Here is a 23,569-nt window from a genome sequence, read left to right as displayed (position 1 = left end):
GTAGGCGCGAGCCCGCTCGTGAAGCGGTGGCAGATCCAGCATGGATGCTGACCGACCCACCGCTTTCGCGGGCAAGCCCGCTCCCACAGGTGGTTTGTCGTGCCCACTAATCCAAGGACAACCACAAATCAAAATGTGGGAGCGGGCTTGCCCGCTCCCACAGGGATTTGCACTTTGAGGGGAGGCAGGCGTCAATCTTGCCCTTGCTTCATGTCTCAGAACAGGTTTTGCACTTGCTCCAGGACTGCCCGGTTCATCTGGCCGGTATGGGTGTGCAGGCTTACATAGCTTTGCAGCATGTCTAGCTTGGTATCGAGCAAATCCCGTCGTGCCTGGAACACCCGCTGCTGGGCATCGAGAATATCCACCGTGGATCGCACGCCACCCTGGAAACCTTTTTGAGTGGAGATCAGCGCCCGCTGATTGGACTCCACCGCCCGCTGCATGGCCTTGCTCTTGGCAAATCCGGCCACCACACCCAGGTAGTCGGCCTCGATATCCTCGGCCAATTGTTGGCGCTGTACATCATAATCGGACTGGGCGCCGGCCACCTGGGCCTCGGCCTTGGCCACCGACGCACGCACCGCACCGCCGCTATACAACGGGATATCCAGTTGAACCCCCACGTAATAGGCGTCCTGTCGCGGGTCTTGCTCCTGATACTGACGGTTTTCCCGGCGACTCAGCTGGCTGGTCAGCGACAAGGTCGGATAATGCCCGGCGCGTTGGCTGTCGGCCTGGGCCTCGGCGACTTTCACCGCCGCCAGCCGCGCTGCCAGCTCGGGGTTGGCTTCACGGGCAATGTCCGTCCAGTACGACAGATCCCGTTCCGGCGGTATCGGGGTGCCAGCGGGCAGTTCTTCGCCCATCGCCTGGATGTCATCGATGGCGACACTGGCGCGACCGGACAATGCCCGCAACGCCGCCACCCGACGAGCCTGGGCCTCGGCCTCCTGGGCTTCGACCAGGTCGAGCCGGGCCTGGGCTTCATCAACATCGGTGATCGCGCCCTGCCCGCCCTGGTAGAGTTTTTTGCTCTGCGTCACCAACCCGTTGATGGCGGCCTTTTGCTGGGCGATCAACTTGATCTCGTTCTCGGCCCGGGCGACGTCGAAGTATCCTTTCGCAACCCGGTCGTACAGTGTCTGGCCGGCAACGTCGAACAATTGGGTACCCAATTGCCCACGCGCCTTGCCCTCCTGATACGCCGCCCAGCGCCCCTTGTCGTACAGCGGTTGCTGCGCCGCCAGGGTGACATTGTTCGACTGGTAATCGTTACTGTTGACGTAACTGCTGTCATCGCCGCCATCGGTACGACCGCCGTAGCCGTAGCGCGACGTCAGCGACACTTGCGGATAGAGGCCACCGCGGCCGATCGCCTCTTCATGGGTCGACGCCTCAAAGGCATGGGCGGCCGATTGCACGGTCGGGTCGTTGACGCGCGAAGCATCGTACGCGGCGGTCAGGCTCAGTGCCTCCTGGGACGCCCAGACGGGACTGAATGCTCCCCAACCGGTACACAGACTCAGCAACAGGCGGGCGCTATAACGGAACCGTACGGTCATGCTCATTCCTCTTTGAAGGCTGCGAGCAAGCGTTCGCGCAAGGGTTTCATCAGGTAGTTCATCAAGGTGCGCTCACCCGTGACCACCGTGACGTCGGCCAGCATGCCTGGGCGCACCAGCAGGCCGGCGGTCTGTAGCGACACCACGGTGTCTGCGGGAATTTCCACCTTGGCGGAAAAATACGGCTGGTGGGTCTGTTCATCGATCAACTGGTCGGCCGACACCGTCGTCACCGTGCCGGTGACCGTCGGGGTGTCCACCCGTTGCAGCGCCGTGAAATGCACGTGCACCGGCAGCCCCGGACGCAATTTATTGGCCATCAACGGCTCGAAACGCGCGGTGATCGCCATCGGCGCATCCAGCGGCACCACCTGCATCAGGGTTTGACCGGCCTGCGCAACGCCGCCGACCGTATGAATGCTCACGTCCATTACCTGCCCGGACACCGGTGCCCGGATCGCACCGTTGTCGACTTCAAACTCAAAGGCCTGGATCTGATCGGCATAGCCTGACGCCTCGACCGAGACTTCACTGAGCTGGATTTCAGCATCGCGACGAAATTCCTGCTGCGCCTGCAAGGCCTTGAGCCGACTTTCATTGATCGCCTGGCGTGTCCGGCCGATATCGCCCACCCCGGAAGCGATTTGCCCGGCCATCTGGGCGGCGTTGCGCTCGGCCTCGAACAGCTTGTTGCGTGCCACATAGCCCTCGCGAGCCAGCTCACGCAGGCCTTCGAGCTCCTGCTGCTGGAAGCGCATCTGCGTGTCGTAGTTGCGCTTGACGCCTTCGTAGCCAAGCAATTGCTGCTGCAAGGCCGCGGCTTCGTGTTCGATGATCTGCAAGCGACTGCCCAATTCTGCGCGACGGGTCTCAAACAGCTGGCTCTGCAAGGCCATGGCGGCCTTGACCCGGGGCTCTTCAGCGTGGTCCAGCAGTTCGGCGGGCCATTGGATGCCGGTTGTGCCCAAGCGCTCGGCAATCAACCGCGCCTCGACGCTGCGAGCGTTGAGCAACTTGCCCCGGGTCACGTCGAGTTGTGACCGCGCTTGCACCGTGTTGAGCTGCACCAGCAACTGCCCCTGGTTGACGCGGTCGCCATCGCTGACCAACAGTTTTTCCACAACGCCACCCACCAACGACTGCACCGCTTTGCGTTCGCCCGCCACGACCACCGTGCCGCTGCCCACGACTCCCTGGTCGAGCGGCGCCAAGCAGGCCCATAGCAGGAAGCCGCCAAGCGCCAGGACCAGGAAACCCACGCCATAGCGCGCCACGCTTCCCGCGTCGGTATTGGCACCCGCCGGCGCCGGGTTTGCGCGCAGGATCGGTCGCTGCTCGCTGTACACCTGTGTGCCCGGAGTCAGATCATGCATCTTCGCCAGCCTCCTTGACCGCTGCCGGCCTTGGCGCCGCAATCAATGCCTTGAGCACCCGATCCCGTGGACCGAAGGCTTGTTGGGTGCCGTCCTTGAGCACCAGGATGTGATCGACCACCGCCAGTACATTGGGTCGATGGGTTATCAGTACCACGGTGCTTCCGGCCGCCTTGAGCGCACGAATAGCCTGGACCAGCGCCAACTCTCCGGCTTCATCGAGATTGGAGTTCGGCTCATCTAGCACGATCAGCGACGGAAGCCTGTAAAGTGCGCGGGCCAGCCCCAGGCGCTGCTTTTGTCCGCCGGACAAGCCAAGCCCGCCGGGGCCCAGCGGCGTGTCGTAACCCTTGGGGAACTTCAGGATCATCTCGTGAATGCCGGCATGACGTCCGGCCGCGATGATCTTGTCGGCGTCCTGCTCACCGAAGCGGGCAATATTGTCGGCCACGCTGCCGTCGAACAATTCGATGTCCTGTGGCAGGTATCCGAGGTAGGGGCCCAAGGCGTCGTGAGACCATTGACTGATCTCGGCGTCGTCCAGGCGCACCGATCCGCCCATCGCCGGCCAGATCCCGACCAGCGCCCTGGCCAGCGTTGATTTGCCACTGGCGCTGGGGCCGACGACAGCGAGCACTTCGCCGCTGGCGAGGCTGAAATTGATCCCGCGCAGGATCGGTTGCGAGGCACCGGGCGGGCCAACGTACACCTGCTCCAGACGTACTGCGCCGGTGGGTGGCGGCAAAGGCATGCGCAGGCGCTCGCGCGGGTGTTGGGCAAGCAGCAGGCTCAGGCGCTGGTAACTCTGACGGCCAGCGGTGAATTGCTTCCACGAGCCGATGGCGATTTCCACGGGTGCCAGGGCGCGCCCCAACAGCAGCGACATGGCGATCATCATGCCCGCCGATAACTGGCCTTCGAGCACCAGCAATGCGCCCAGGCCCAGGGCCAGCGACTGCCCGGAGATGCGCACGAAACGTGTCATCGAGGTGATCCGCGCGCTTCGGTCGCTGGCATGGGCCTGGGCGGCAACGATGCGCTGCTGCAGCAGGCTCCAGCGCTGGCGTAATGGCCCGAGCATGCCCAGGGCCTGGATGACTTCGGCATTCTGGAAGGAGCTGTTCAGGTAAATCGAGGACTGCACGCCGAGCCGATTGGCTTCGCCCAGAGGCGTTCGAGTCGCCAATTCGCCCCACAGGGCCAGACCGATCAGCACCAGGGCCAGCACCACCGTCAGCACGCCGAACCAGGGGTGGATAATGAACGCTACCAGCACAAAAATCGGCAACCAGGGCGCATCGAGCAACGCAATCAGGCCCTGGCCGGTGATCAATTGCCGTAGCGTCGCCAAATCGATGAGCACTTGCGCCGGGTTGGCGTTGTGTTCGCGAAGACTGCGGGCGAAAGCCGCGTCGAAAATCCGCTCACCCAAGGCATCGTCAAGCCCCGCGCCCATGCGAATCATCACCACACCGCGAACCCATTCGATCAGGGCGCTGAACATCAACAGGCCCAGGGCGATGAAGGTGAGCATGAACAACGTGGTTTCGTTGCGACTGGTGAGTACCCGGTCGTACACCTGCATCATGTAGAGCGACGGCACCAGCACCAGCAGGTTGATCACACCACTGAACAGCGCCAACGACCAGAACACCCGGCGGTAGCTTAATAGAGCGGCATCGATGTCGTGCCGTGGATCGAGAAGAGAACCCAATAGAATGTCGCTCGTAAAAGAATGAGTCGGTTCGGGACGCAATCCATCGCGAGCGTAAGCCCAAGGGGCGAAACACTAAATGCAGCCTGACGTGCCGCTATCAGAGACGAATCTCGTCGTTAGAGGCGCCAATAACTGACAACGTGACTTCGGGATAGTGCCGGTCATGGACATCGGGCTTTTAATTGGGTGACGGGCGGGTATGTTGCGCATCGGCACGGGCGCTTGTTGTTGGAGTACATGTCCATTGCTGCGGTAGCGGCGGCTTAGGGTTTCGCTTCACCCCACTACCAGAACGAAGGCATTGCTCCGTGGGTCGCCCGCGATCAACAGCAAAGCGAGGCGGCCTTAAAGCCGACCTGACTTTGACGGGTGCACCTGGATCCCCTGTAGGAGCCAGCCTGCTGGCGATTGATCGTTCCCACGCTCTGCGTGGGAATGCCGCCAGGGACGCTCCGCGTTCCGCTGAAAACGCGTTAATTGAGCCGTGCGCGACGGTGATGCGGGGGGCGTCACAGGAAGCCCTGTGTGAAATTTGCTGTCGGAGTGCATATCCATTACTGCGGTAACGGCCTCCTATGGTTTCGCCCTTACGGCGACTCCCTTTTTCAAACACCAAAAAGGAAGCAAAAGGCTTTCCCCACCACTCGGTGCCTCGCTGGGGCTCGGCATGCCCTCACTCCGGCATTGCTCCGTGGGGTCGCCGCGATGGGCCATCCTTGGCCCAGCGCGGCTAAACCGGCGTCCTGCCGGTTTCCCCACTGCGCAATGCCTGCGTTCGGCCAGCGTGGTTAACGGGACGCTCGCGATCAACAGCAAAGCGAGGCGGCCTTAAAGCCGACCTGACTTTGGCAGATACCCCCAAGTTCCCTGTAGGAGCGAGCATGTCGAATCGTCGCACCGTCGCGATGGTCGTCAACGATGACGCGGGGCACCTGGTAGCCCGCGGTGCTCTCAGGTTCATCGCGAGCATGCTCGCTCCTACAGAGGGTATGCGTATGGCTTCCGGTCAGGTCGGCTGTCAGGCCGCCTCGCTTTTGATTGTGATCTGGCTTTTGATTTTCTTGCCCCCTCGAGAGGCCGAGTGGAGGTTCTGCGCAGTGGGTAAACCGGCAAGGATGCCGGTTTAGCCGCGCTGGGCCAAGGATGGCCCATCGCGGCGGGCCCACGGAGCAGGACCGGAGCGAGGGTATGCCGAGCCTTAGCGAGGCACCGAACGCCAGGGGCAAGAGCCCTTGGTTACTTGGGGCTTTTCCAAGTGACTCGCCGTAAGGGCGAAACCCTAAGTGGCCGTTACCGCAGGAATGGATATGTACTCAGTCACAAAATCCCCATTGGCCGTCAGAACGCCTTCGCCGGCAAGCCTGGCTCCTACAGTAAGGGCGAAACCCAACCGTTACCGCAGGAATGGATATGTACTCAGTCACAAAATCCCCATTGGCCGTCAGAACGCCTTCGCCGGCAAGCCTGGCTCCTACAGTAAGAGCGAAACCCAACCGTTACCGCATGAATGGACATTTACTCAGTCAACCAACAATAGGTCGGCTATCAGGCCGCCTCAAGGGAGGTTGACGGGGTGGTCGCAAAATCACCACCCACGTCTGTCGGTCACACTGCCTGCATCTCAGAAGGGTTAGCGCAGTCCATCGGAGCGCAGTGCTGCGGGGGTGAATTCGAAGTTCTTGGCGGTCAGGCCGTACTCGGTGTTACGCGGTTCCTCGTTGCGCAACCCAACCACCATGTAGCGACCTGAGATCAAGTCGTACAGGGTTTCGGCGGCAAAGTAGCTGGCCTGTTCGTCGTATCGATACAGCGCATGCCCCTCCGCTACCCGCCATAGCTGGCCTTTCTGATCGTAATGATCGACTTCCGCCAGTTGCCAGGTATCTTCGTCGAGGTACATATGACGCTTGGCATAGACATGGCGCTGGCCAGGCTTGAGGGTCGCCTCCACCTCCCATACGCGGTGCAGCTCATAGCGGGTATGGTCAGGGTTGAGGTGCCCGGCCTTGACGATGTCGTCGTACTTCAGCGCAGAAGATTCCAGGCGATAGCTGTTGTAGGGAATGTACATTTCCTTCTTGCCAATCAACTTCCAGTCGTAGCGATCAGGTGCTCCGTTGAACATGTCGAGGTTGTCCGCCGTGCGCAGGCCGTCGGAAGCGGTGCCCGGCCCGTCGTAGGCCAGTTGCGGGGCACGTCGCACGCGACGCTGACCGGCGTTGTAGACCCAGGCGCGACGGGGCTCCTTGACTTGATCGATGGTCTCATGCACGAGCGCAACCGTGCCGGCCAATCGTGCTGGCGACGTCACGCGTTGCTTGTAGTAATACAACAGGTTTTGCGCGTCGCCGGCAGGCAGGTCGGTCACTTGCCGGGGGTACACTTGCTCTTCCTCGAAACGCACCGCCGTGTAGTCGCCGTTCACCTGTGGCGTGGCCTGGATGAAGCTGCGCTGATAGCTGCCGCCGAGATATCGCGTGATGTGGTTCCAGACTACCTCGACACCATTTCTCGGAATCGGAAACGCGTAGTAGCCGCTGTCGGCGAAGTTGGCCAGGTTGTTGCCATCGTCGGTTGACGTGACATGCAGGGCACTGTCCTTCGCCAGCTTCATGATGTCTGGCGGAATCGTCGCCGAACGATGGGTTGGGTAGACCGGTATCCGATAACTTTGGGGGAAGCGTTTGAACAGCGCCAACTGCCCGGCGCTGAGCTTGTCCTTGTACTGCTCGGCGTTCTGCGCAGTGATGATAAACAGCGGTTTCTCACTGGCGAAAGGGTCGGCGAGGAACCCGTTGGCGCCCACCTGGCCGGCATTTTTCGGCAGCCCGCCGGTCCAGGCCGGAATGCTGCCATTGGCATTGCCTTCTTTCTGCGCGCCAAGGGGGGTCAGGCTGGTGCCGAGCTGGTCAGCCTGCTGGGGCGAGACGGCGGCCATGACGCTGGAGGCCAACAGCATCAATGCAAGGGATGCGCTCGTGAACTGTGCGTATGCTTTCATGTTTTCAAAGGCTCCGGGATCAAAAGGTCACGCCGACGCTGAGCGACAGGTTGTCGCGGTCAATGTCAGTATTGAAGTCGCCGCCGAAGTAATCGGTGTAACTCAGGCTGACGGTGTAGGTGTTGCGGTAGTCGGCATCGAGGCCGACGCTCACGGCCTTGGAGCCTTCGTTGAAGGTCGGACCGTAGCCGTCGACATCGTGGGACCACGCCAGATTGGGGCTGAGGTTGACCCCGGCGAACACGCTGGTGTACTTCAGGGCGCTGAACGCCCGGTAACCCCAGGAGTTTTGCGTGTAGTAGCCGTGGCGCCCGGCCTGGCTCAAGTCGCCGAAGACCGAGTCGCGGCCATAACGCTGCTTGTCCAGGCCTTCCAGCCCGCCGATGTGGGTCATGCCGATTTCCACCGCCAGCGACATCGAATCGGCACCGATCACCGGATCGAACAGGTGCAGCAAGGTGGTCTGCGCCTGGGTGACTTCCTTGCGCTTCCAGCCCTGGATGACCTGCCCTTCTTCGGCGGGTACGGTCGGTTCGACGATGCTCCCGGTCAGTGCCTGGAACACCGGGTTCAGCGCACCGCCGGAGAGGTCGGCGGTGTTGATTGACAGTGGTTCATTGGGGCGGTAGCTGATTTCGCCGCTCCACGCCGTGCCGGTGGGAAGCACGGTGGCGAAACTCAAGCCGAACAGGTGGATGTTTTCCGGGTAATCGATGAAGTAGTGCGTATTGCCGGCGCCGGTGGCCAGGCCCAGGGCAAACTGCTCGTCCGACGGCAACGCGGCGAAACCCGGGTCGTTCTGGATGAAGTTGGCGACGCCGCTCTCGGTGCGCAAGGCGAACTTGGGCTTACGCGAGTGGTAGTTGATGTAATAGGCACCGTACTCCGTACCCTCGCCGAGCCAACGCAGGGCCAGACCGAACTGCCCGCTGTCGCGCGCCTCGTGGTCCTTGTCGCGCGGCAGGATGACGCCCTCGTTGCTGATGCGACGGTCGAGGATGTCAAAGCCCAATCCGGCATTGGCGGCGATCGGCTCCAGCGGCGCGATGTCGGCCAGGCCGGCGTTGAGATTGCGATCACAGCCCTTGGGTACGGGGTCGGCCCCGAAGAAAGTGCCGCAGTTGGGTAGCGCGTAGGGCTTCCACTGCAACTGGTAGAAACCTTCGACGTTAAGGTTTTCCGTCAGGCTTTGGGAGACATAGAGCATGTTGACCGGAATCAGGCCTTCCTTGAGTTCCGAGCCCGGCCGGACCAGCGCCGAGACGTCCAGCGGGTTGATTGCGTTGATCGAGTTGCCGATGAACAGGCTTTCGCCCCAGCTCACCACCTGCTTGCCCAAGCGAACTTCCCCTGGACGATCGGCTAATTCGTAGCGTTGCGCGACGAACGCGTCGAGAAATTCGGCGCCCGAGGAACGCGTGGACATGACACGCCCGTCGTCGCTGATGTCCTTGAAGGGACGGTGTTCGTCCTGCAGCTCGAAGTCGTACCAGTATTTGCCCCGGACAAAAGCGCGGGTGTCGCCGTAGGACAGTTCGAGGTCATGCACGCCCTTGAAGATCTTCGAATAGGTTTCACCTTTCTTGAAATTCTGGCGCCCGTCGTCACCGGAGGTGGAGAAGCCGGTGCCGCCATTGTCGCTACCGATCAATTTGGACTTGGGTTCGGCCATGGCCCAACTGGCACCGATCGACAACGCCGAGTCGAATTGGCCGTGAAGCTCACCGAGGTCGAAGCTTGCGGCGCAAACCGGTGCCGTTGCCGCCGCCACGGCCATTGCCAGCAGGCAGCGCTTGAGAGGAGTGATATGCACTGACTTTTTTTCCTTATTATTGATGTGTCACCCATCGGCGGGCTTTGGCTTCCCCGCCCGGCAAGGTCAGCCTTGTGTTTGCAGGAAACAGAGCACGGCCTGGCGCTCGCTGGCATTGCGCAGGCCACCGAACGCCATTGCCGTGTCTGGGAACATTTGTGCCGGGGAAGTCAGCCAACGATCCAGCTGTTCGACGGTCCAGGAGCTGTTCGCCCCGGCCAGGTCCTTCGAGTATTTGAAGCCCGGTATCGAACCGATGGGGCGACCGACCACGCCATTGAGGCGCGGGCCAACGCGGTCGGCGTCGAGGGCATGGCAGGCGGCACACTTGGTCTGGAACGCTTGTTGACCGGCGCCGGCATCGCACTCGGCAGCCGCAATGGCGTGACTGAGCGCCAGCAGCGACAGGCCGGCAAGCGGTTGAATCAGGTAGCGCATAAGAGGTTCCCCAGCAGTATTGGTGGTGAACCTAAGGTGACATCCGCGGGGGACTGACTAATCGCTGGTCAACGCCAGAGATTTGCCATTGGGCGCCATTCGATGGCGAAAGGCGCCTCGGGCATGGACGGCTCGATGCCGTCAGTGCGATGGAACGTACGGATCAGGCGTGCCGCTTTCGATAGGCGGGTATTTGGCCAGGCTCGTCTTCAAGGCGCCGACGATGCTCATCATGGGCGTGATCACCCAGGTGTTCTGCGCTGCCACGTTGTGTTCCTCGCGAAGGTCCGTAAGCAGGTTGTACAGACGCGGTAGCGCCAGTGTTTGCGGCGGATCGTACATATCGTCTTGCAAGATCAATTGCAGTTTCCAGTTACGCCATTTCACCGCCGACAGGCGATCGGCGACATAGGCCGGGAATCCTTCACGGTTGGATTTGGGCTGTTTGCCGGTGAAGAACGCCATCTGGTCGACCCCGTCCACGGCGCGGTCGGTGGGTATCTCGGCCCCTGCGGCATGGGCCAGGGTGGTGTAGAGATCGACGATATGGACGATCTCGTTGCTGACCTTGCCAGTCGAAACATGACCTGGCCAACGCAGAATGAACGGCGCCCGCAGGCTGCCCTCCATGGCGGTGAAGTAAGTCCCGCGCCACGGACCGTTGGCACCCTGCCACGGATAGGTGGACTCGCCACCGTTGTCGCTGGCCAGCACTACCAGGGTATTTTGTTCGACCCCCGCCGCTTTCAGGGCATCGAGCACTTGTCCGGTCCGAAAGTCGATCTCGGCGAGCACGTCGGCCCATGAACCATTGCCTGTTTTACCGGCAAACGCTGGATTTGGCTGCGTGGGCATGTGGGGTTGCGAGAAGGACACGTAGGCGAAAAAGGGTTTGCCCGATTGTGCATTGTGGTTGATGAACGCCGTTGCCCGCTGGGTGATTTCTTCATCCATGGTTCGCCGGGTGTCGAGATCGAGTTTCTTGACGGCCTTTGGCGCCTCGCCCTTGCGGGCCTCGTAAATAAACTGCGCCGGCGCCAGCTTCTGGTCCCAGCCCTGTTTGCTACCAATGGCCGGCGTCAGGCCGCTGGCTACGTCCGAAGCCGACCACATGGCCTCATCGTAGGTACGCGGCACGCCGTACCATTCGTCAAATCCCTGCTGGGTCGGAAAGCGCTCCTCGCTGCTGCCCAGGTGCCACTTGCCCCAGATGCCCGTCGCATATCCCTTGGCCGACAGCAGCTCAGGCAAGGTGACTTCCCACAGGGTCAGGCCATCGGGCTGGCCGGGACGAGGCACCTTGTACGTCCCGGAGCGGATCGGAAAGCGGCCGGTCATCAACGCCGACCGCGAAGGCGTGCACTGCGCCTCGACATTGAAGTCGGTGAAACGCATCCCTTCAGCGGCCAACTGGTCGATGCGCGGCGTCTCGGCCCCGCGCAGCGCGCCGCCGCCATAAACACCGAGTTCGCCATATCCGAGGTTGTCGAACAGTAAGACGACGATGTTCGGCGCCGCGTCCTGGGCAACCACAAACGGACTCGCCAACAGAACACCTGGCAAGGCCAGGCATGCCAATAGGTTTCTCATTTCAATCTCCAGTGCGCGATGGTTGTCGGCATGACAATCGCCAGCGTGGCCAGACCATAGGCCGCCCTCCACTGCCGTGATTGCCCGCGGATGCCAGACACTTTTCATTCGGCGCCAATTTCGCGCGCCCCACCTAAGGAGGGGGGAGCGGCGTTGCGTCACTTGTTAGGATTCGCTCGGGATTGTGCATGCCATCGTTTTTGCTGATCCCCGATTTCACGCGAACGGGATCCACCCGCCGTGCCAGGAGCGATTTCGTATGTCTCGTCTGAAACACACCGTTTATGCCGAAGCCCTGCTGCAGCGTCATGCCGACATTTTTCGCCCTCACCTGGCGACCGTCGGCCTGGACGAAGGGCTACTGGAACGACCGGATGCCACCATTCCGTTGAGCCAATACAACGCCCTGCTGGAAGTCGCCGCCGCCCATGGCGACGCCAGCCTCGGGTTGCGCATGGGCCTGGGTTTGCTGTGCAGCGGTATCAACAGCAGCCTGTTGGGCGGGGTCGGTCATGCCGCGCGCAGCGCACCGGACGTGCGTGGGATGCTTGTATCCGCCAGCCGCTACATCGTGGTGCACGCCCAGGCCAATGAGCTCGACTGGTGCCTGCAGGCGGGTCGCCTGGAAATCAGCTACCAGATCACCGACCCCAGTGTTCTGCACCGGCGCCAGGATGCCGAGTTCGCTATCGGAACGCTGTACGCCCTTTTGCGCGAGGTCACCGGTGAGCGGTTTGCGCCGTTACGTGTCGATTTCGCGCATCCGCAACCGGTCGATATCGAACTGCACAAGGCTGCGTTCAAATGTCCGCTGCGTTTCGACCAGCCGAAGAACGTGATGGCCTGGCCCGGCGAGATGCTTGATCAACCCTTGGTGACAGCCGATCCGCGCCTGTTCCAGGCATTGTTGCCAGGGCTGGAGGCCGAGCGCCGCCGCCGGTTGGCCGACACCGACCTGACCACCCGGATCGGCATGGTGATTGAAGCCAACATCAGCAACGGCAAGATCGGCATCGATCAGGTGGCGCGCCACCTGTGCATGAGCAAGCGCACACTGCAACGGCGGTTGCAGGAACTTGAAGTGGAATTTGCCGAGTTGGTGGAGGAAATACGCCAGGCGCTGGCGATCGATCTCGTTCGCCAGTCCCCACAAAGCCTGACGGAAATAGCCCAGCGTCTGGGCTATAACGAGGCCAGTTCTTTCACCCGCGCATTCCGTCGCTGGGTCGGGATGACGCCGCGGGAATTTCGTCAGCAAAAGCCTGAGTAAGGAAGCCGGCGGGGATGCGCCCCGCCGGCCGGTTCGTCAGCCCAACAGTTTGTGCGTGCGCAATGCAGCCTGGCTGCCGGCACTGATAGCGCCGTCAATGAAACCACGCCAGCCTTCGCCGTGGTCGCCCTGGCCAAACACCACACGACCGCGATCCTTCTGGAAGTGATCGTAGTACTTGCGTATCCAGTTAGGCTTGTAGCTGCAATAGGTGCCGCGGGCATACGGGTCCAGGGTCCATTCGTAGCCGTAGCAGGCTTCGACTTCGAGGTCCGGATAGAAGGAGCTCATCATCGCCTGCACGGCGTCACGGTCCTGGATATCGAGTTTTGCAGGGTCGGCGCCAAACCCGACGAACAGGGTGTGATCCTCGGCCTTGGCATAGGTCGCCAATATGTTGATCGGGTGAGCGGAACCGGCGAGGCCGAGCCGCTTGCCCGCTTCCGGCAACTTGCCCTTGGTGCGGACGAACACCTTGATGCCACTGCCGGTGTGTTTTTCCTCCGCCGCCTGGACCAGCGCCGGATCCAGCGCCGGGGTGAACGCGATACGCGGCAACACGTTCATCGGGACTGTTACGATCACCGCACCGGCACGGATCACCTCCCCGCCTTCGGTGGTAATCAGCACGCGCTTGCCCTGCTCTTCGACCTTGGCCACCGGTGTGGACAAGCGCACCTGCGGCTTGCCGTCCTCGATCATCGCGTTGATCAGGCTGATGGTGCCGTCCTTGAAGCTGTAGCGACCACAGGCATCGACGAAAGCTGTCATGTTCCAGCCGGGCAGCGACCACCAGCGCGCCGTTTCCAGATAGGACGTGCGATCGCTGGTGGTATGGGCGATACCGGCAACATAGGCATCGATGAAGCTACGCTCCAGCGGCGTCAGCTTCAGTTGCGCAAAACGGTCAGCGCCGGTCATGCCATCGACGGCGAGCAGTTGCTCCCAGGTATGCTTGGCGTCGTAGGGACGCTCCCAGAGCTTGGGCGCATCGGCGAAGAAGTCCTTTACCGCCTTCGAAATACCGATTAATTCCTCAAGCTTTGGCTCGACGGCCTTGCCTTCGTGAATAATGCGCACCGTCTGCTGTTCTTCGACAAACGGCTCCGGCGTCTCTTTGAGTTCCAGGCCGTAGCGCTGTACTTCGGCCCAGACGTTGGGCTGCGTCCAGTGGATCCAGGTTCCGCCCAACTCGACCTTGTGACCGGCAAACTCACTGCTGAACGTACGCCCGCCGAGCCGGTTGCGAGCTTCGAGAATCACGGTCTTGTAGCCGTTCTTCATGCTCTCGCGCGCCGCGGTGACGCCGGCAAATCCGCCGCCGATGACCACTACGTCGTAATCGCAATCAGCGCATTTGGCGCCGCCCTTGTCACCGGCCACCGCGGTACCGATCGAAACGGCACCCGCCGACACCGCTGCCCCTGCCGCACCGACAACGCCGGCATTTCTGAGAAACTTGCGGCGACTTACGCCCTGCCCCTGCTTGTTATCCATACCCCACCTTTGAATGTCGTCATGATGCCTGTTGGCAGTCTGGGGTAAACATGACAGAAGACGGGGCGCAGCAATTGTCAGGGGATGCCAATGATTTAGCCTTGGGTGCCAAGCACGTTTTCAAGCGTCGTGGTCGACTGTTACCGGTACCGGGGCCTCGGGGTGCGTGCCTCCTTGGTCGATTGCGTTCAATTCGATAGAGGAATGACCACGGATAACCAGGTGTTCCAGCCTTCTGCCCGATTCTTCGCATCGAACTCGTAGTAGCCCTTGAGGTTGGCGTACCAAAGGTCTTTACCGACTTTGAAGAAGTGCCCGGCTTGGGGCCCAATGCCATTGACCCTGGATTTGAAATCACCAAAGGTGGCACCGCTGCCGCTATCGCCGGTGACCTGCTGGTAGACATAGCCAACCAGGCCCAGGTGAGTCTGGTCATTGATGAAGTGCGAGGCGCTCAGGTCAAGGTGGGCATCGACACCGTTCTGATAGTCGATATCGCTGTTTTCCCAGTTGTACGTCAGTCCCGCCACGGCGGAAAACTCGTTCTTCTTGTCAAAATAGGTGTAGCCGCCTCCCGCATCCAGAGCGGCGTGACCCAGGCCGATGTTAACCAGGCGATTGGGGTCGTAGGCACCGACCGGAATGTCTCCCATGCTGTAGGCAATGAAGTTGTGAACGCCATGGTTCCATTTCAGGGTGCCCATCACATAAAGGTCGCTGCCGCCTTTCAACGTGTCGTCGGTACTGCCGGAGACGGTCCGGCCCCGCGGGCCTGTCAGCGTGAGATCGACACTGCCTTCGGAGCGCGCCACGGCTGCGCCCATTGCCAGGGCAGCCTGAGCGCCGAGCAAAGGCTCGGCGAAGGTGTAGCTCGGGAAGGCGAACAGGATATCCGCTGTCGCATCCAGGCCAACCGTTGTCAGTCCGCCTCGGGGAACGGGTTTGCTGGCGTCGTCCTTGGCGTGGGCGTGGTAGTAGATCAGCGGCAGGCTCCAGCCGGGCTCGGTGGGTACCGCCGCCAACGCGCCGAACTGGCCTGGCAGCCAGAAACCGATACCGCCGTTATCCGCCTGGGCCAGCATGGCGGGCAGTAAGGCCAGCAGGCCCAATGCAAGTCTGTTCCCTGTTGTCATCGAAGCCCTCGACTCACTGCAAACCCATGGCTGACTGCGCAATGGTTACAGAGGCTGTTACGCAAAACGCCATTTATTGGAGGGGTTTTTTTCGTTGCCCCTGCCTACGGCACATCCATTGACTTTAGCACCGACACCGCGAGCCTCCCCCCTCTCCAGAAGGGGGGCGCGGCACACCTTGGCCCCCTTCCTAGAATGCGTTTTCCACCAGCCAGAACAAACAACGGAGACCACAATGAAGATGAATTTTTCCAGGGTCATGGCTCAGGTTGCGCAACGCTATGCCAGCCAGGAGGCGTTGGTGAATGTGGAGCGCAACCGGCGTTATCGCTTTGATCAGTTGCATCGGCTGACCAATCGCATCGCCAACGCCTTGCGTACGCGCCTGCATTTGCAGCGTGGCGATACGGCTATGTGCATCCTGGAAAACGACAATCTGTCGTTGCTGCACGCCTGGACAGCGTTTAAAGGCGAAGCAGCGATTGCGCATACGAACTTTCGCGATTCCCTTGAAGAACATCGCTGGCAGGTGGAGTTCATCGCGCCCAAGGTCATTTTCATCGAGCTCACGTTGTTGCAGCGCTACCGCGAAATGCTGTGCGCCAGCGGTGCCGTCGTGGTGTGCATGGATGAGCCTCCCGCCGATTGTGGCTTCGCGCAGTCCTTCTGGACGTTGCTGGAAGGGGTATCGGATGAGGAGCCTGATGTCGAATCCGATGTGTACCAGGACACGCTGATCTACCGCTTTACCGGCGGCACCACCGGCAAGAGCAAATGCGCCCGCTACACCATCGATAACTGGCTGGCGGCGCGCGACTCGATGTATGCCGACAGCGAGCAGAGCCAGGCCCTCAACGAACACACTCGCTACCTGCACATTGCGCCCATCAGCCATGGCTCGGGGTTGTCGCTGTTGCCCACGCTGTTTCGGGGCGGGTGCACCGTTACCCAGAACGCCGCCGACCTCAAGGCATGGTGCAGCAATGTCGAAGCGGAGCGGATTACCACGGCGCTGATGGTGCCGACGCTGGTGGGTTGGCTGCTGGAGTTGCCCGAGGCCACGCAATACGATCTGTCGAGCTTGCAGACCCTCTATTACGGCGCGGCGCCTATGAGCCCGAGCAAGCTCAAGCAATCGCGGGAGCGTTTCGGCAACATCTTTTTCCAGCTGTACGGCGCCACCGAATGCGCCCAGGCGGTGTGCACCCTGACCAAGGCCGACCACCTCTGTGCGGTCGAAACGGGACGCCTGGCCTCTGCCGGACGGCCTGCCACGGGCATCGAATTGAAGATCGTCGATGAGGCGGGCAATCGCGTTGCCAATGGCGTCACCGGTGAAATCTGGCTACGTGGGCGCGGAACCATCAGCGGCTATCACAACAATCCCCAGGGCACCGCTGCTGAGTTCAGCGAGGGTTTCTGGAAGTCTGGTGATCTGGGCTACGTGGACGAGGCCGGTTATGTGTTCATCGTCGATCGCAAGAAAGACGTGATCATTACTGGAGGGTTCAATGTCTACGCCGTGGAGGTCGAATCGACGCTCAATAGTCACCCCGCGGTGTCGATGTCGGCCGTGGTCGGCATTCCTCATGACAAGTGGGGTGAGGCGGTACATGCCGAAGTCGTGCTTAAACCGGGAATGATCGTCGCTGAAGAAGAACTGATCGCCCTGGTCAAGGAGCGCCTTGGCCGCTTCAAGGCACCCAAGTCGGTGAAACTGGTGGAGGCCCTGCCCTTGAGCGCTGTTGGCAAGGTGCTGCGGCGACAGGTTCGTGAGGGGTACTGGGTGGATCAGTCTCGGCGAGTTTCTTGATCTGATCGTTTCCACGCGCAGCAAAAGAATGCCGCCAGGGACGCTCCGCGTTCCACTGACGACACTTGCCTGAGCCATGCGCAACGGTGACGCAGAGGGTCACAGGATGCATTCCTTTGCTGCGCGTGGGAATGATCAGCAGGGCTCGCTGTTGCTTTTGATCGTTCCCACGCTCTGCGTGGGAATGCCGCCAGGGACGCTCCGCGTTCCACTGACGACGCATGACCTGAGCCATGTGCAATGGTGACGCGGAGCGTCACAGGATGCATTCCCACGCAGAGCATGGGAACGATCAGCAGGGGGGATGTGGGTATTTGATCGTTCCCATGCTCTGCGTGAGAATGCCGCCAGGGACGCTCCGCGTTCCACTGACGACACCTGACCTGAGCCATGCGCAACGGTGACGCGGAGCGTCGCAGGATGCATTCCTTTGCCGCGCATGGGAACGATCAGCAGGGCTCGCTGTTGCTTTGGCTTTTGCCAAAGATGACCTATCGCTCCTGCGGGCTTTTCCAAGTAACTCGCTGTTAGAACGAAACCACAAGCGGCCGTTACCTGAATAACGGATATGCACTCCTGTTTCTACTAGCCAAAAAAAAACGGAACCGCGCAAGTCGGTCCCGTTCCACCACAATGGACAGTCCAGCAGTGATCAGCGAACCCCGGCCCCCGCCAGGCTATCGGAGCTCCAGCCATTGTCCGGGCTGAGCTTGTCCATGACCTGTACGCCGGCCTTGCCCGGCCAGACGTTGATGTAATAGGTGCCCGCAATCAGGTCGTAGTGTCCGGCGGTGCTGTTGACGGCAACGGCGTCATACATCTGATGGAGGTAGTTGAAGCCAGGCCGCCACAGTTGACCGCGACCGTCGTATTGGTCCACCGCCACGGCGGTCCAGCTGTCTTCGTCGATGTAGAAAGTGCGTTTGGAGTAAATGTGGCGCATGCCAGGCTTGAGGGTCGCCTCTACCACCCAGACGCGGTGCCGCTCCCAGCGCACCAGGTCTGGATTGATGAATTTGGAGCCAAACACCTGCTCAGGATTCTCGGCGTAGGCGAAGCGATAGGCGTTGTACGGAACGTACATCTCCTTCTTGCCTGTCAGCTTCCAGTCGAAACGGTCCATCCGGCCGTTGAACAGGTTGATGTCGTCGATGGTGGACATCCCTGAGGTACTGGCGTTCGGCGTGTCGTAGGCCAGGTCGGGGGCCAGGCGCACACGGCGTTGTCCAGGCAGATACTGGTAGGCCTTGCGCCCCCGCTCGGTCGCGGTGTAGTCGAATGTCATCACTGCCTCACCCGCGCGGCGTGCAGGGCCACTGTAATTGGCACGGGCGCGGGTAAGCAGAATGTCGTCGCCACTTTTCGACGTATCGTAGTAAGGCATCTCGTAGGTCCAGCGGCCCAACGTAGACGTGACCAGTTTGCCCGCCGCATCGACGTTGTAGGCGCCGTACTTGGGCGCGATCCAGGCCAGGCCCTGGTAGCGCGCGAGGTGGTTGAACATCACTTCGATGCCGGTCTTGGGAATCGGGAACGGTACACCGGCATGGGCGCCTTGCAGCGTTTCGTTATTATTGGTCAGCGCGGCGCTGGTGGCGTTCTTCAACGTGTTGTCCAGCACGAACTGCGGGTAGCCTACGGTGCGATGCGTCGGATAAACGTCGACGCGAAAACCCGGCAGTTTCTTGATCAGTGCCTTGGTTCCTTCCGTGAGCTTATCGGCGTAGGTGTCCACGTTGCTGGCTGTGATCGAGAACTGCGGCTTTTCATTGGCAAAGGGGTCGGGACGAATGCCCGAGGCTTTGTCGAAGCCCGCGGGCGCGGTTTTCAGCCCGCCGTTATAGGCCGGAATGGTGCCATCGGCATTACCGGCCATCTCGGCACCCACGGGGGTCAAGCTGGTGCCCAATTGCTTGGCTTCTTGCTCTGATACTGCTGCATGGAGCACGCCTGCATGCGCAGCCAACAGGCCAAGCGCAATCAGGGTTCTTGTGAGTTTAATCATGTCTCCAACCTCTAGGATGATGGTTTGAGCGTCTTTCCAAGCACGCCCTGCCCTTCAAGGAACTGCGGAATAACGTCCCGTCCCGGCAGTGTTTTTTTAACCAACCGCCCCCTGTCTTCGCCCCCCCCTTATTGGCGCACAAAGGGAGGGGCAGACTTTTTGTCAGGCTGAAAAACGCAAACGCCACGCGGCATGGGAATGCGCGTGGCGTTTTGTCAAAACGGCGTTGCAGGCGTTATGGCTCAGGCGAATACCCGAAGGATGGTCTCGGCCACACACGCGGGTTTGGCGGCGCCCTCGATCTCCACGATCATCTCGTAGGTCACTTGGGCACCGTTACCTTCCAGCGGCTCGAAGGACAGCACCTTGAAGTGCCCGCGTAACCGACTGTCCACTGGCACCGGCTGGACGAAGCGTACCTTGTTCATGCCGTAGTTCACGCCCATCTTCACGTTGCGCAGTTCGAACGCGTTGGTCATGAAGGTGGGTAGCAGGCTCAGGGTCAGGAAGCCATGGGCGATCGTCTTGCCGAATGGCCCTTGGGCGGCGCGTTCGGGGTCGGTATGAATCCACTGGTGATCCCCGGTGGCTTGCGCAAAGGTATTGATTCGATCTTGGTCGATGGCCACCCAGTCACTAGTGCCCACGACTTCGCCGACGAGGCCTTGCAGTTCGGCCAGGGTTTCGTAGCTTTTCATTGTTGTTGTGCTCTCGATAATCTGTTCAATGGCGGATCAGGCGCGCAGTTGCGCCTGCAGTGCGGCCGCGCAAGCGGCTTCGTGGCTGTCGCTGCTGCCCAGGAGCAAATCGGCGACGACGGCCCGTTTGTAGTAATGGCCGACCAGGTACTCCTCGGTCATGCCGATGCCGCCGTGCAACTGGATGCCCTGGCCGCAAACCGACTTGGCCGCGCGACAAATGAGCATCTTGCTGGCCGACACCGTCCTGTCACGAGTGACCGCGTCATCATTGGCCATGGCATCCAGGGCCGCGTGCAGGCTTGAACGTGCCAGTTCCAGCTCCGCCGCCATATCCGCCATCCGGTGCTGCAATGCCTGGAATGAACCGATGGGCACACCGAATTGCTGGCGCACCTTGAGGTAATCGGCTGTGACTTCAATGGTTTTTTCCATCCCGCCGACCAGCTCTGCGCACAGAGCAACGATGCCGTTGGCCAGGCCTTGGCGTAACCCCGACAAACCCTGCCCCGCTTCGCCTAACAAGGCATCGGCGCCAACCTCGACACCATCGAAGTGCAACGCCTGCGCCCAGGTGCCGTCGTGCAAAGGCAGCGTCTGGCAGGTCAGGCCCGGACGATCGGCATCGACCAACAGCAGGCTGATGCCCGGTGCCTGGGGGATTTGCGCCGAGACGATAAACGCCTTGGCTCCCACGGCACCGAGCACCAGGCTCTTGCGCCCGGACAGGCGAAATCCGTCATGCACCGGTTCCGCCTGAAGGGTCACCGGCAATGGCATGCCCCGTGAACCAGCCTCGCCATAGGCCAGCGCAATGCGGTAGGTCCCGTCGGCGAGTTGCGGTACAAGTCGCGCTTTTTGCGCCTCGCTGCCTGTTGCCAACAGCGTCTGGGCCGCCAGCACAGCACAAGCCATGAAGGGTTCCAGTACCAATCCACGCCCCAGTTCCTGGGCGATGATCACCGTGTCCACCAGCGTGCCGCCAAGGCCGCCGTATTCTTCCGGCAACGCGGCCATCAACCAGCCGTTGGCGGCGAACAGGCCCCAGTTGTCCGCACTCCCGTCCTTGCCCGCCTTGAGCAAGGCGGTGCGTGCCTCGAAACTGTAGGCCTTGTCTACATAGCGTCGCAGGCTGTCCTGCAACAGTCGTTGTTCCGAAGTGAATTCGAAATCCATAGCGGTTTCCTGATATCAGAGTTGGAACAGCATCTTGGCGATAATGCCCCGCTGCACTTCACTGGTGCCGCCGTAAATGGTCGAGGCACGGCGCAGGAACATGTCATGGCTGATGCCTCGTGCCAGTGCCTGTTGCGGGAACGGCTGTTGCGGGTCCGCCTCGTGGGGATGCGGATAGGCAATCGCACCGTAGTCAGCCAGCGCCTCAATTTGCGCTTCGGTCATGCGCTGCTGCAGTTCGGTGGCGCGGATCTTGAGGATCGAGCCCAAGGTGTGCGACGCCGGATTGTGCTGTTGTTCCAGGCGTGCCACCCGTTGCACCAGCATTTCGATGGCCTGCAGTTCGGCATCCAGGCGTGCCAGCTTCAGGGCAAACCCGGGCTGCTCGAAAAGTGGCTGGTCATCCACTTGCAGCGTGCTGCCGATCAGCCGCAGCTCGCGCATGTAGCGCTTGAGCTCGGGCAGGTCGGCAACGGTGGCATGTTCGTTGTTGAGCAAAAACTTGGTGATGTTCCAACCCTGCCCTTCGCCACCGATCAGGTTGGCTACCGGCACCCGTACATTGTCGAAAAAGGTTTCATTCAAGTGATGCGCATCATCGATGCTGCGGATCGGGCGCACGGTGATGCCGGGCGTGCGCATGTCCACCAGCAAAAAGCTGATCCCGGCCTGCTTCTTCACATCCATGTTAGTGCGCACCAGCAGGAAGATCCAGTCCGCGTCATGGGCATAACTGGTCCAGATTTTCTGGCCATTGACCACATAATGGTCGCCATCGCGCTCGGCACGGGTGCGCAGCGATGCCAGGTCGGAACCTGCGCCCGGCTCCGAAAAGCCCTGGCACCACAGGCGCTCGCCATTGAACACCGGAGGCAGGTGTTCGGCCTTTTGCTCAGGCGTGGCGAAGCTATTGAGCACCGGGCCAAGCATCTTGTGCACGAAGCCATCCAGGGTGGGCGTGCCCGCCGCGCTGCACTCGTCATCGAACACCAGGATCTGCGGCACCGACCAACCTGTGCCACCGTGCTCCTTGGGCCAGTAAGGCGCACCCCAGCCGCGTTCGGTGAGGAGCTTTTGCCAGCGTGTGATCTGCTCTCGCGGCGAGCGCGTGCAGCGCTGTTGCCCTTTCAGGTCCGCCGGGACCTGGTCGCGAAGGAAGCCGCGCACTTGCTCGCGGAATGCTTCGAGGCTGGCATCAGGTTGAAAATCCATCGCGGTTCCCCTGTCAGTCTTTGCGGTACAGGGTGACGACGCAGGCGCCACCGATGCCAACGTTGTGTTGCAAGGCAATGCGTGCGCCCTCGACCTGGCGCTGCTCCGCGCGACCACGCAGTTGCTGAACCAGCTCGGTGCATTGCGCCAGGCCCGTCGCGCCAATCGGATGGCCCTTGGAAAGCAGGCCGCCAGACGGGTTGACCACGTAGCGTCCGCCGTAGGTGTTGTCGCCATCGTCGACAAACTTCTGCGCCCCACCTTCCGGGCACAGGCCCAACGATTCGTAAGTCAGCAACTCATTCTGGGCGAAACAGTCGTGGAGCTCGACGACGTGCACGTCCTCGACACCGATGCCGGCCATTTCGTAAGCCTTGCGCGCCGCCGCGCGGGACATCGAATAACCGGCAACATCACGCATGTCGCCCGACTTGAATGTCTCCGCGCCATCGGTGGTGAGGGCTTGACCGGCAATCGATACGCTGCGATCCAGGCCGTGCTTTTTCGCATAGGATTCGCTGCACAACACCACCGCGGCGGCGCCGCAGGTCGGCGGGCAGGCCATCAGGCGCGTCATGACGCCCGGCCACACCACTTGATCGGCCATGACCTCTTCGGTAGTCACCACTTTACGGAATACGGCTTTGGGATTGTTCGCCGCGTGACGGCTGGCCTTGGCGCGAATTTTAGCGAAGGTTTCCAGCGGCGTGCCGAAACGATTCATGTGCTCCACGCCCGCGCTGCCGAAGATACGCAGTGCTGCCGGAATCTGCGCCGCACCGGGAATCGCTTCATCGCACTGATCGAGGAACGGCTCCAACGGGCTCGGACGGTCCGGGAAGGAGCTGGGAATGGCACCGGGCACCATCTGTTCGAAACCGAAGGCCAGGACGATATCCACCATGCCGCTGGCGATCGCCTGGTTGGCCAGGAACAGCGCCGTTGAGCCGCTGGCACAATTGTTGTTGACGTTGATCACCGGGATACCGGTCATGCCGACGTTATACAGCACACGCTGGCCGCTGGTGGAATCACCGAAGACGTAGCTGGCATATGCCTGCTGGACCGACTCGTAACCTACGCCGGCATCCGCCAGTGCCAACCGCACGGCCTGCTCGCCCATGACCGCATAGGTCTCGCTCTGGCCAGGCTTGACGAAGGGGATCATACCTACACCCGCGACGACGACTTTCTGCATCATGTCTTACTCCTCAGTATTGAAAACCCTGCCGGCGCCCTGGGCGTTCTGCGCCGGGCAATGGCGCTCG

At 61.3% G+C, this 23,569-nt stretch carries 16 protein-coding genes; 2 read left to right on the top strand and 14 right to left on the bottom strand.

Annotated elements, in window-relative coordinates; genetic code table 11:
- Positions 1-215: 215 nt before the first annotated feature.
- The 7 genes from PSUM_RS04420 to PSUM_RS04380 all read right to left on the bottom strand — a co-directional run bounded on the left by PSUM_RS04420 (position 216) and on the right by PSUM_RS04380 (position 11,497).
- On the bottom strand, positions 216-1,565 hold the full coding sequence (locus PSUM_RS04420; RefSeq protein ID WP_083349071.1) for a TolC family outer membrane protein: 1,350 nt from the start codon (positions 1,563-1,565) through the stop codon (positions 216-218).
- 2 nt (positions 1,566-1,567) lie between these two features.
- The gene (locus PSUM_RS04415; RefSeq protein ID WP_020797467.1) at positions 1,568-2,938 is read right to left on the bottom strand and encodes an HlyD family type I secretion periplasmic adaptor subunit; all 1,371 of its coding nucleotides are present in this window, start codon (positions 2,936-2,938) and stop codon (positions 1,568-1,570) included.
- Complete coding sequence (locus tag PSUM_RS04410; RefSeq protein WP_033043595.1) at positions 2,931-4,652, bottom strand: type I secretion system permease/ATPase; 1,722 nt, start codon at positions 4,650-4,652, stop codon at positions 2,931-2,933. The genes PSUM_RS04415 and PSUM_RS04410 overlap by 8 nt, the downstream gene beginning before the upstream one ends.
- A gap of 1,633 nt (positions 4,653-6,285) precedes the next feature.
- The gene (locus tag PSUM_RS04395) at positions 6,286-7,656 is read right to left on the bottom strand and encodes a DUF1329 domain-containing protein (protein WP_083349069.1); all 1,371 of its coding nucleotides are present in this window, start codon (positions 7,654-7,656) and stop codon (positions 6,286-6,288) included.
- A gap of 19 nt (positions 7,657-7,675) precedes the next feature.
- Positions 7,676-9,433: a DUF1302 domain-containing protein gene (locus tag PSUM_RS04390; protein ID WP_083350154.1), complete on the bottom strand. Its 1,758-nt coding sequence runs from the start codon at positions 9,431-9,433 to the stop codon at positions 7,676-7,678.
- Positions 9,434-9,535: 102 nt separating this feature from the next.
- Positions 9,536-9,907, bottom strand: coding sequence for a c-type cytochrome (locus PSUM_RS04385; RefSeq protein ID WP_020801056.1), 372 nt, complete (start codon positions 9,905-9,907; stop codon positions 9,536-9,538).
- Positions 9,908-10,048: 141 nt separating this feature from the next.
- Positions 10,049-11,497 (bottom strand): arylsulfatase, encoded by a 1,449-nt coding sequence (locus PSUM_RS04380; RefSeq protein WP_083349068.1) that lies wholly within the window; start codon positions 11,495-11,497, stop codon positions 10,049-10,051.
- A 259-nt stretch (positions 11,498-11,756) separates the two neighbouring features.
- Here PSUM_RS04380 and qhpR point away from each other — a divergent pair, with 259 nt between their 5' ends.
- Entirely contained in the window at positions 11,757-12,767 is a 1,011-nt protein-coding gene (gene qhpR, locus PSUM_RS04375; protein ID WP_083349067.1) for an AraC-like transcriptional regulator QhpR, read from the top strand.
- A 36-nt stretch (positions 12,768-12,803) separates the two neighbouring features.
- On the opposite strand, the gene PSUM_RS04370 is transcribed toward qhpR, so the two are convergent.
- Positions 12,804-14,264, bottom strand: coding sequence for a flavin monoamine oxidase family protein (locus PSUM_RS04370; RefSeq protein ID WP_083349066.1), 1,461 nt, complete (start codon positions 14,262-14,264; stop codon positions 12,804-12,806).
- A gap of 188 nt (positions 14,265-14,452) precedes the next feature.
- Positions 14,453-15,397: a SphA family protein gene (locus tag PSUM_RS04365; RefSeq protein ID WP_042955920.1), complete on the bottom strand. Its 945-nt coding sequence runs from the start codon at positions 15,395-15,397 to the stop codon at positions 14,453-14,455.
- Between the two features lie 235 nt (positions 15,398-15,632).
- Between PSUM_RS04365 and PSUM_RS04360 the strand changes: the two genes are divergently transcribed.
- A complete protein-coding gene (locus PSUM_RS04360) occupies positions 15,633-17,210 on the top strand; it encodes an AMP-binding protein (RefSeq protein WP_020801051.1) in 1,578 nt (525 codons plus the stop codon).
- Positions 17,211-17,862: 652 nt separating this feature from the next.
- On the opposite strand, the gene PSUM_RS04355 is transcribed toward PSUM_RS04360, so the two are convergent.
- From PSUM_RS04355 to PSUM_RS04335, 5 genes are all read right to left on the bottom strand, one after another.
- Complete coding sequence (locus PSUM_RS04355; protein WP_371106616.1) at positions 17,863-19,212, bottom strand: DUF1329 domain-containing protein; 1,350 nt, start codon at positions 19,210-19,212, stop codon at positions 17,863-17,865.
- Positions 19,213-19,457: 245 nt separating this feature from the next.
- Positions 19,458-19,913: a MaoC family dehydratase gene (locus PSUM_RS04350; protein ID WP_020799109.1), complete on the bottom strand. Its 456-nt coding sequence runs from the start codon at positions 19,911-19,913 to the stop codon at positions 19,458-19,460.
- Between the two features lie 36 nt (positions 19,914-19,949).
- Positions 19,950-21,089 (bottom strand): acyl-CoA dehydrogenase family protein, encoded by a 1,140-nt coding sequence (locus PSUM_RS04345; RefSeq protein WP_020799110.1) that lies wholly within the window; start codon positions 21,087-21,089, stop codon positions 19,950-19,952.
- 15 nt (positions 21,090-21,104) lie between these two features.
- Positions 21,105-22,301: an acyl-CoA dehydrogenase family protein gene (locus PSUM_RS04340; protein WP_083349065.1), complete on the bottom strand. Its 1,197-nt coding sequence runs from the start codon at positions 22,299-22,301 to the stop codon at positions 21,105-21,107.
- A 13-nt stretch (positions 22,302-22,314) separates the two neighbouring features.
- Positions 22,315-23,502, bottom strand: coding sequence for a lipid-transfer protein (locus tag PSUM_RS04335; RefSeq protein ID WP_020799112.1), 1,188 nt, complete (start codon positions 23,500-23,502; stop codon positions 22,315-22,317).
- Positions 23,503-23,569: the final 67 nt, after the last annotated feature.

This window comes from Pseudomonas umsongensis, from assembly GCF_002236105.1.
GTDB lineage: Bacteria > Pseudomonadota > Gammaproteobacteria > Pseudomonadales > Pseudomonadaceae > Aquipseudomonas > Aquipseudomonas umsongensis.
The sequence above is the reverse complement of the archived record's forward strand: the minus strand, read 5'-3'. Positions and strand labels throughout refer to the sequence as shown.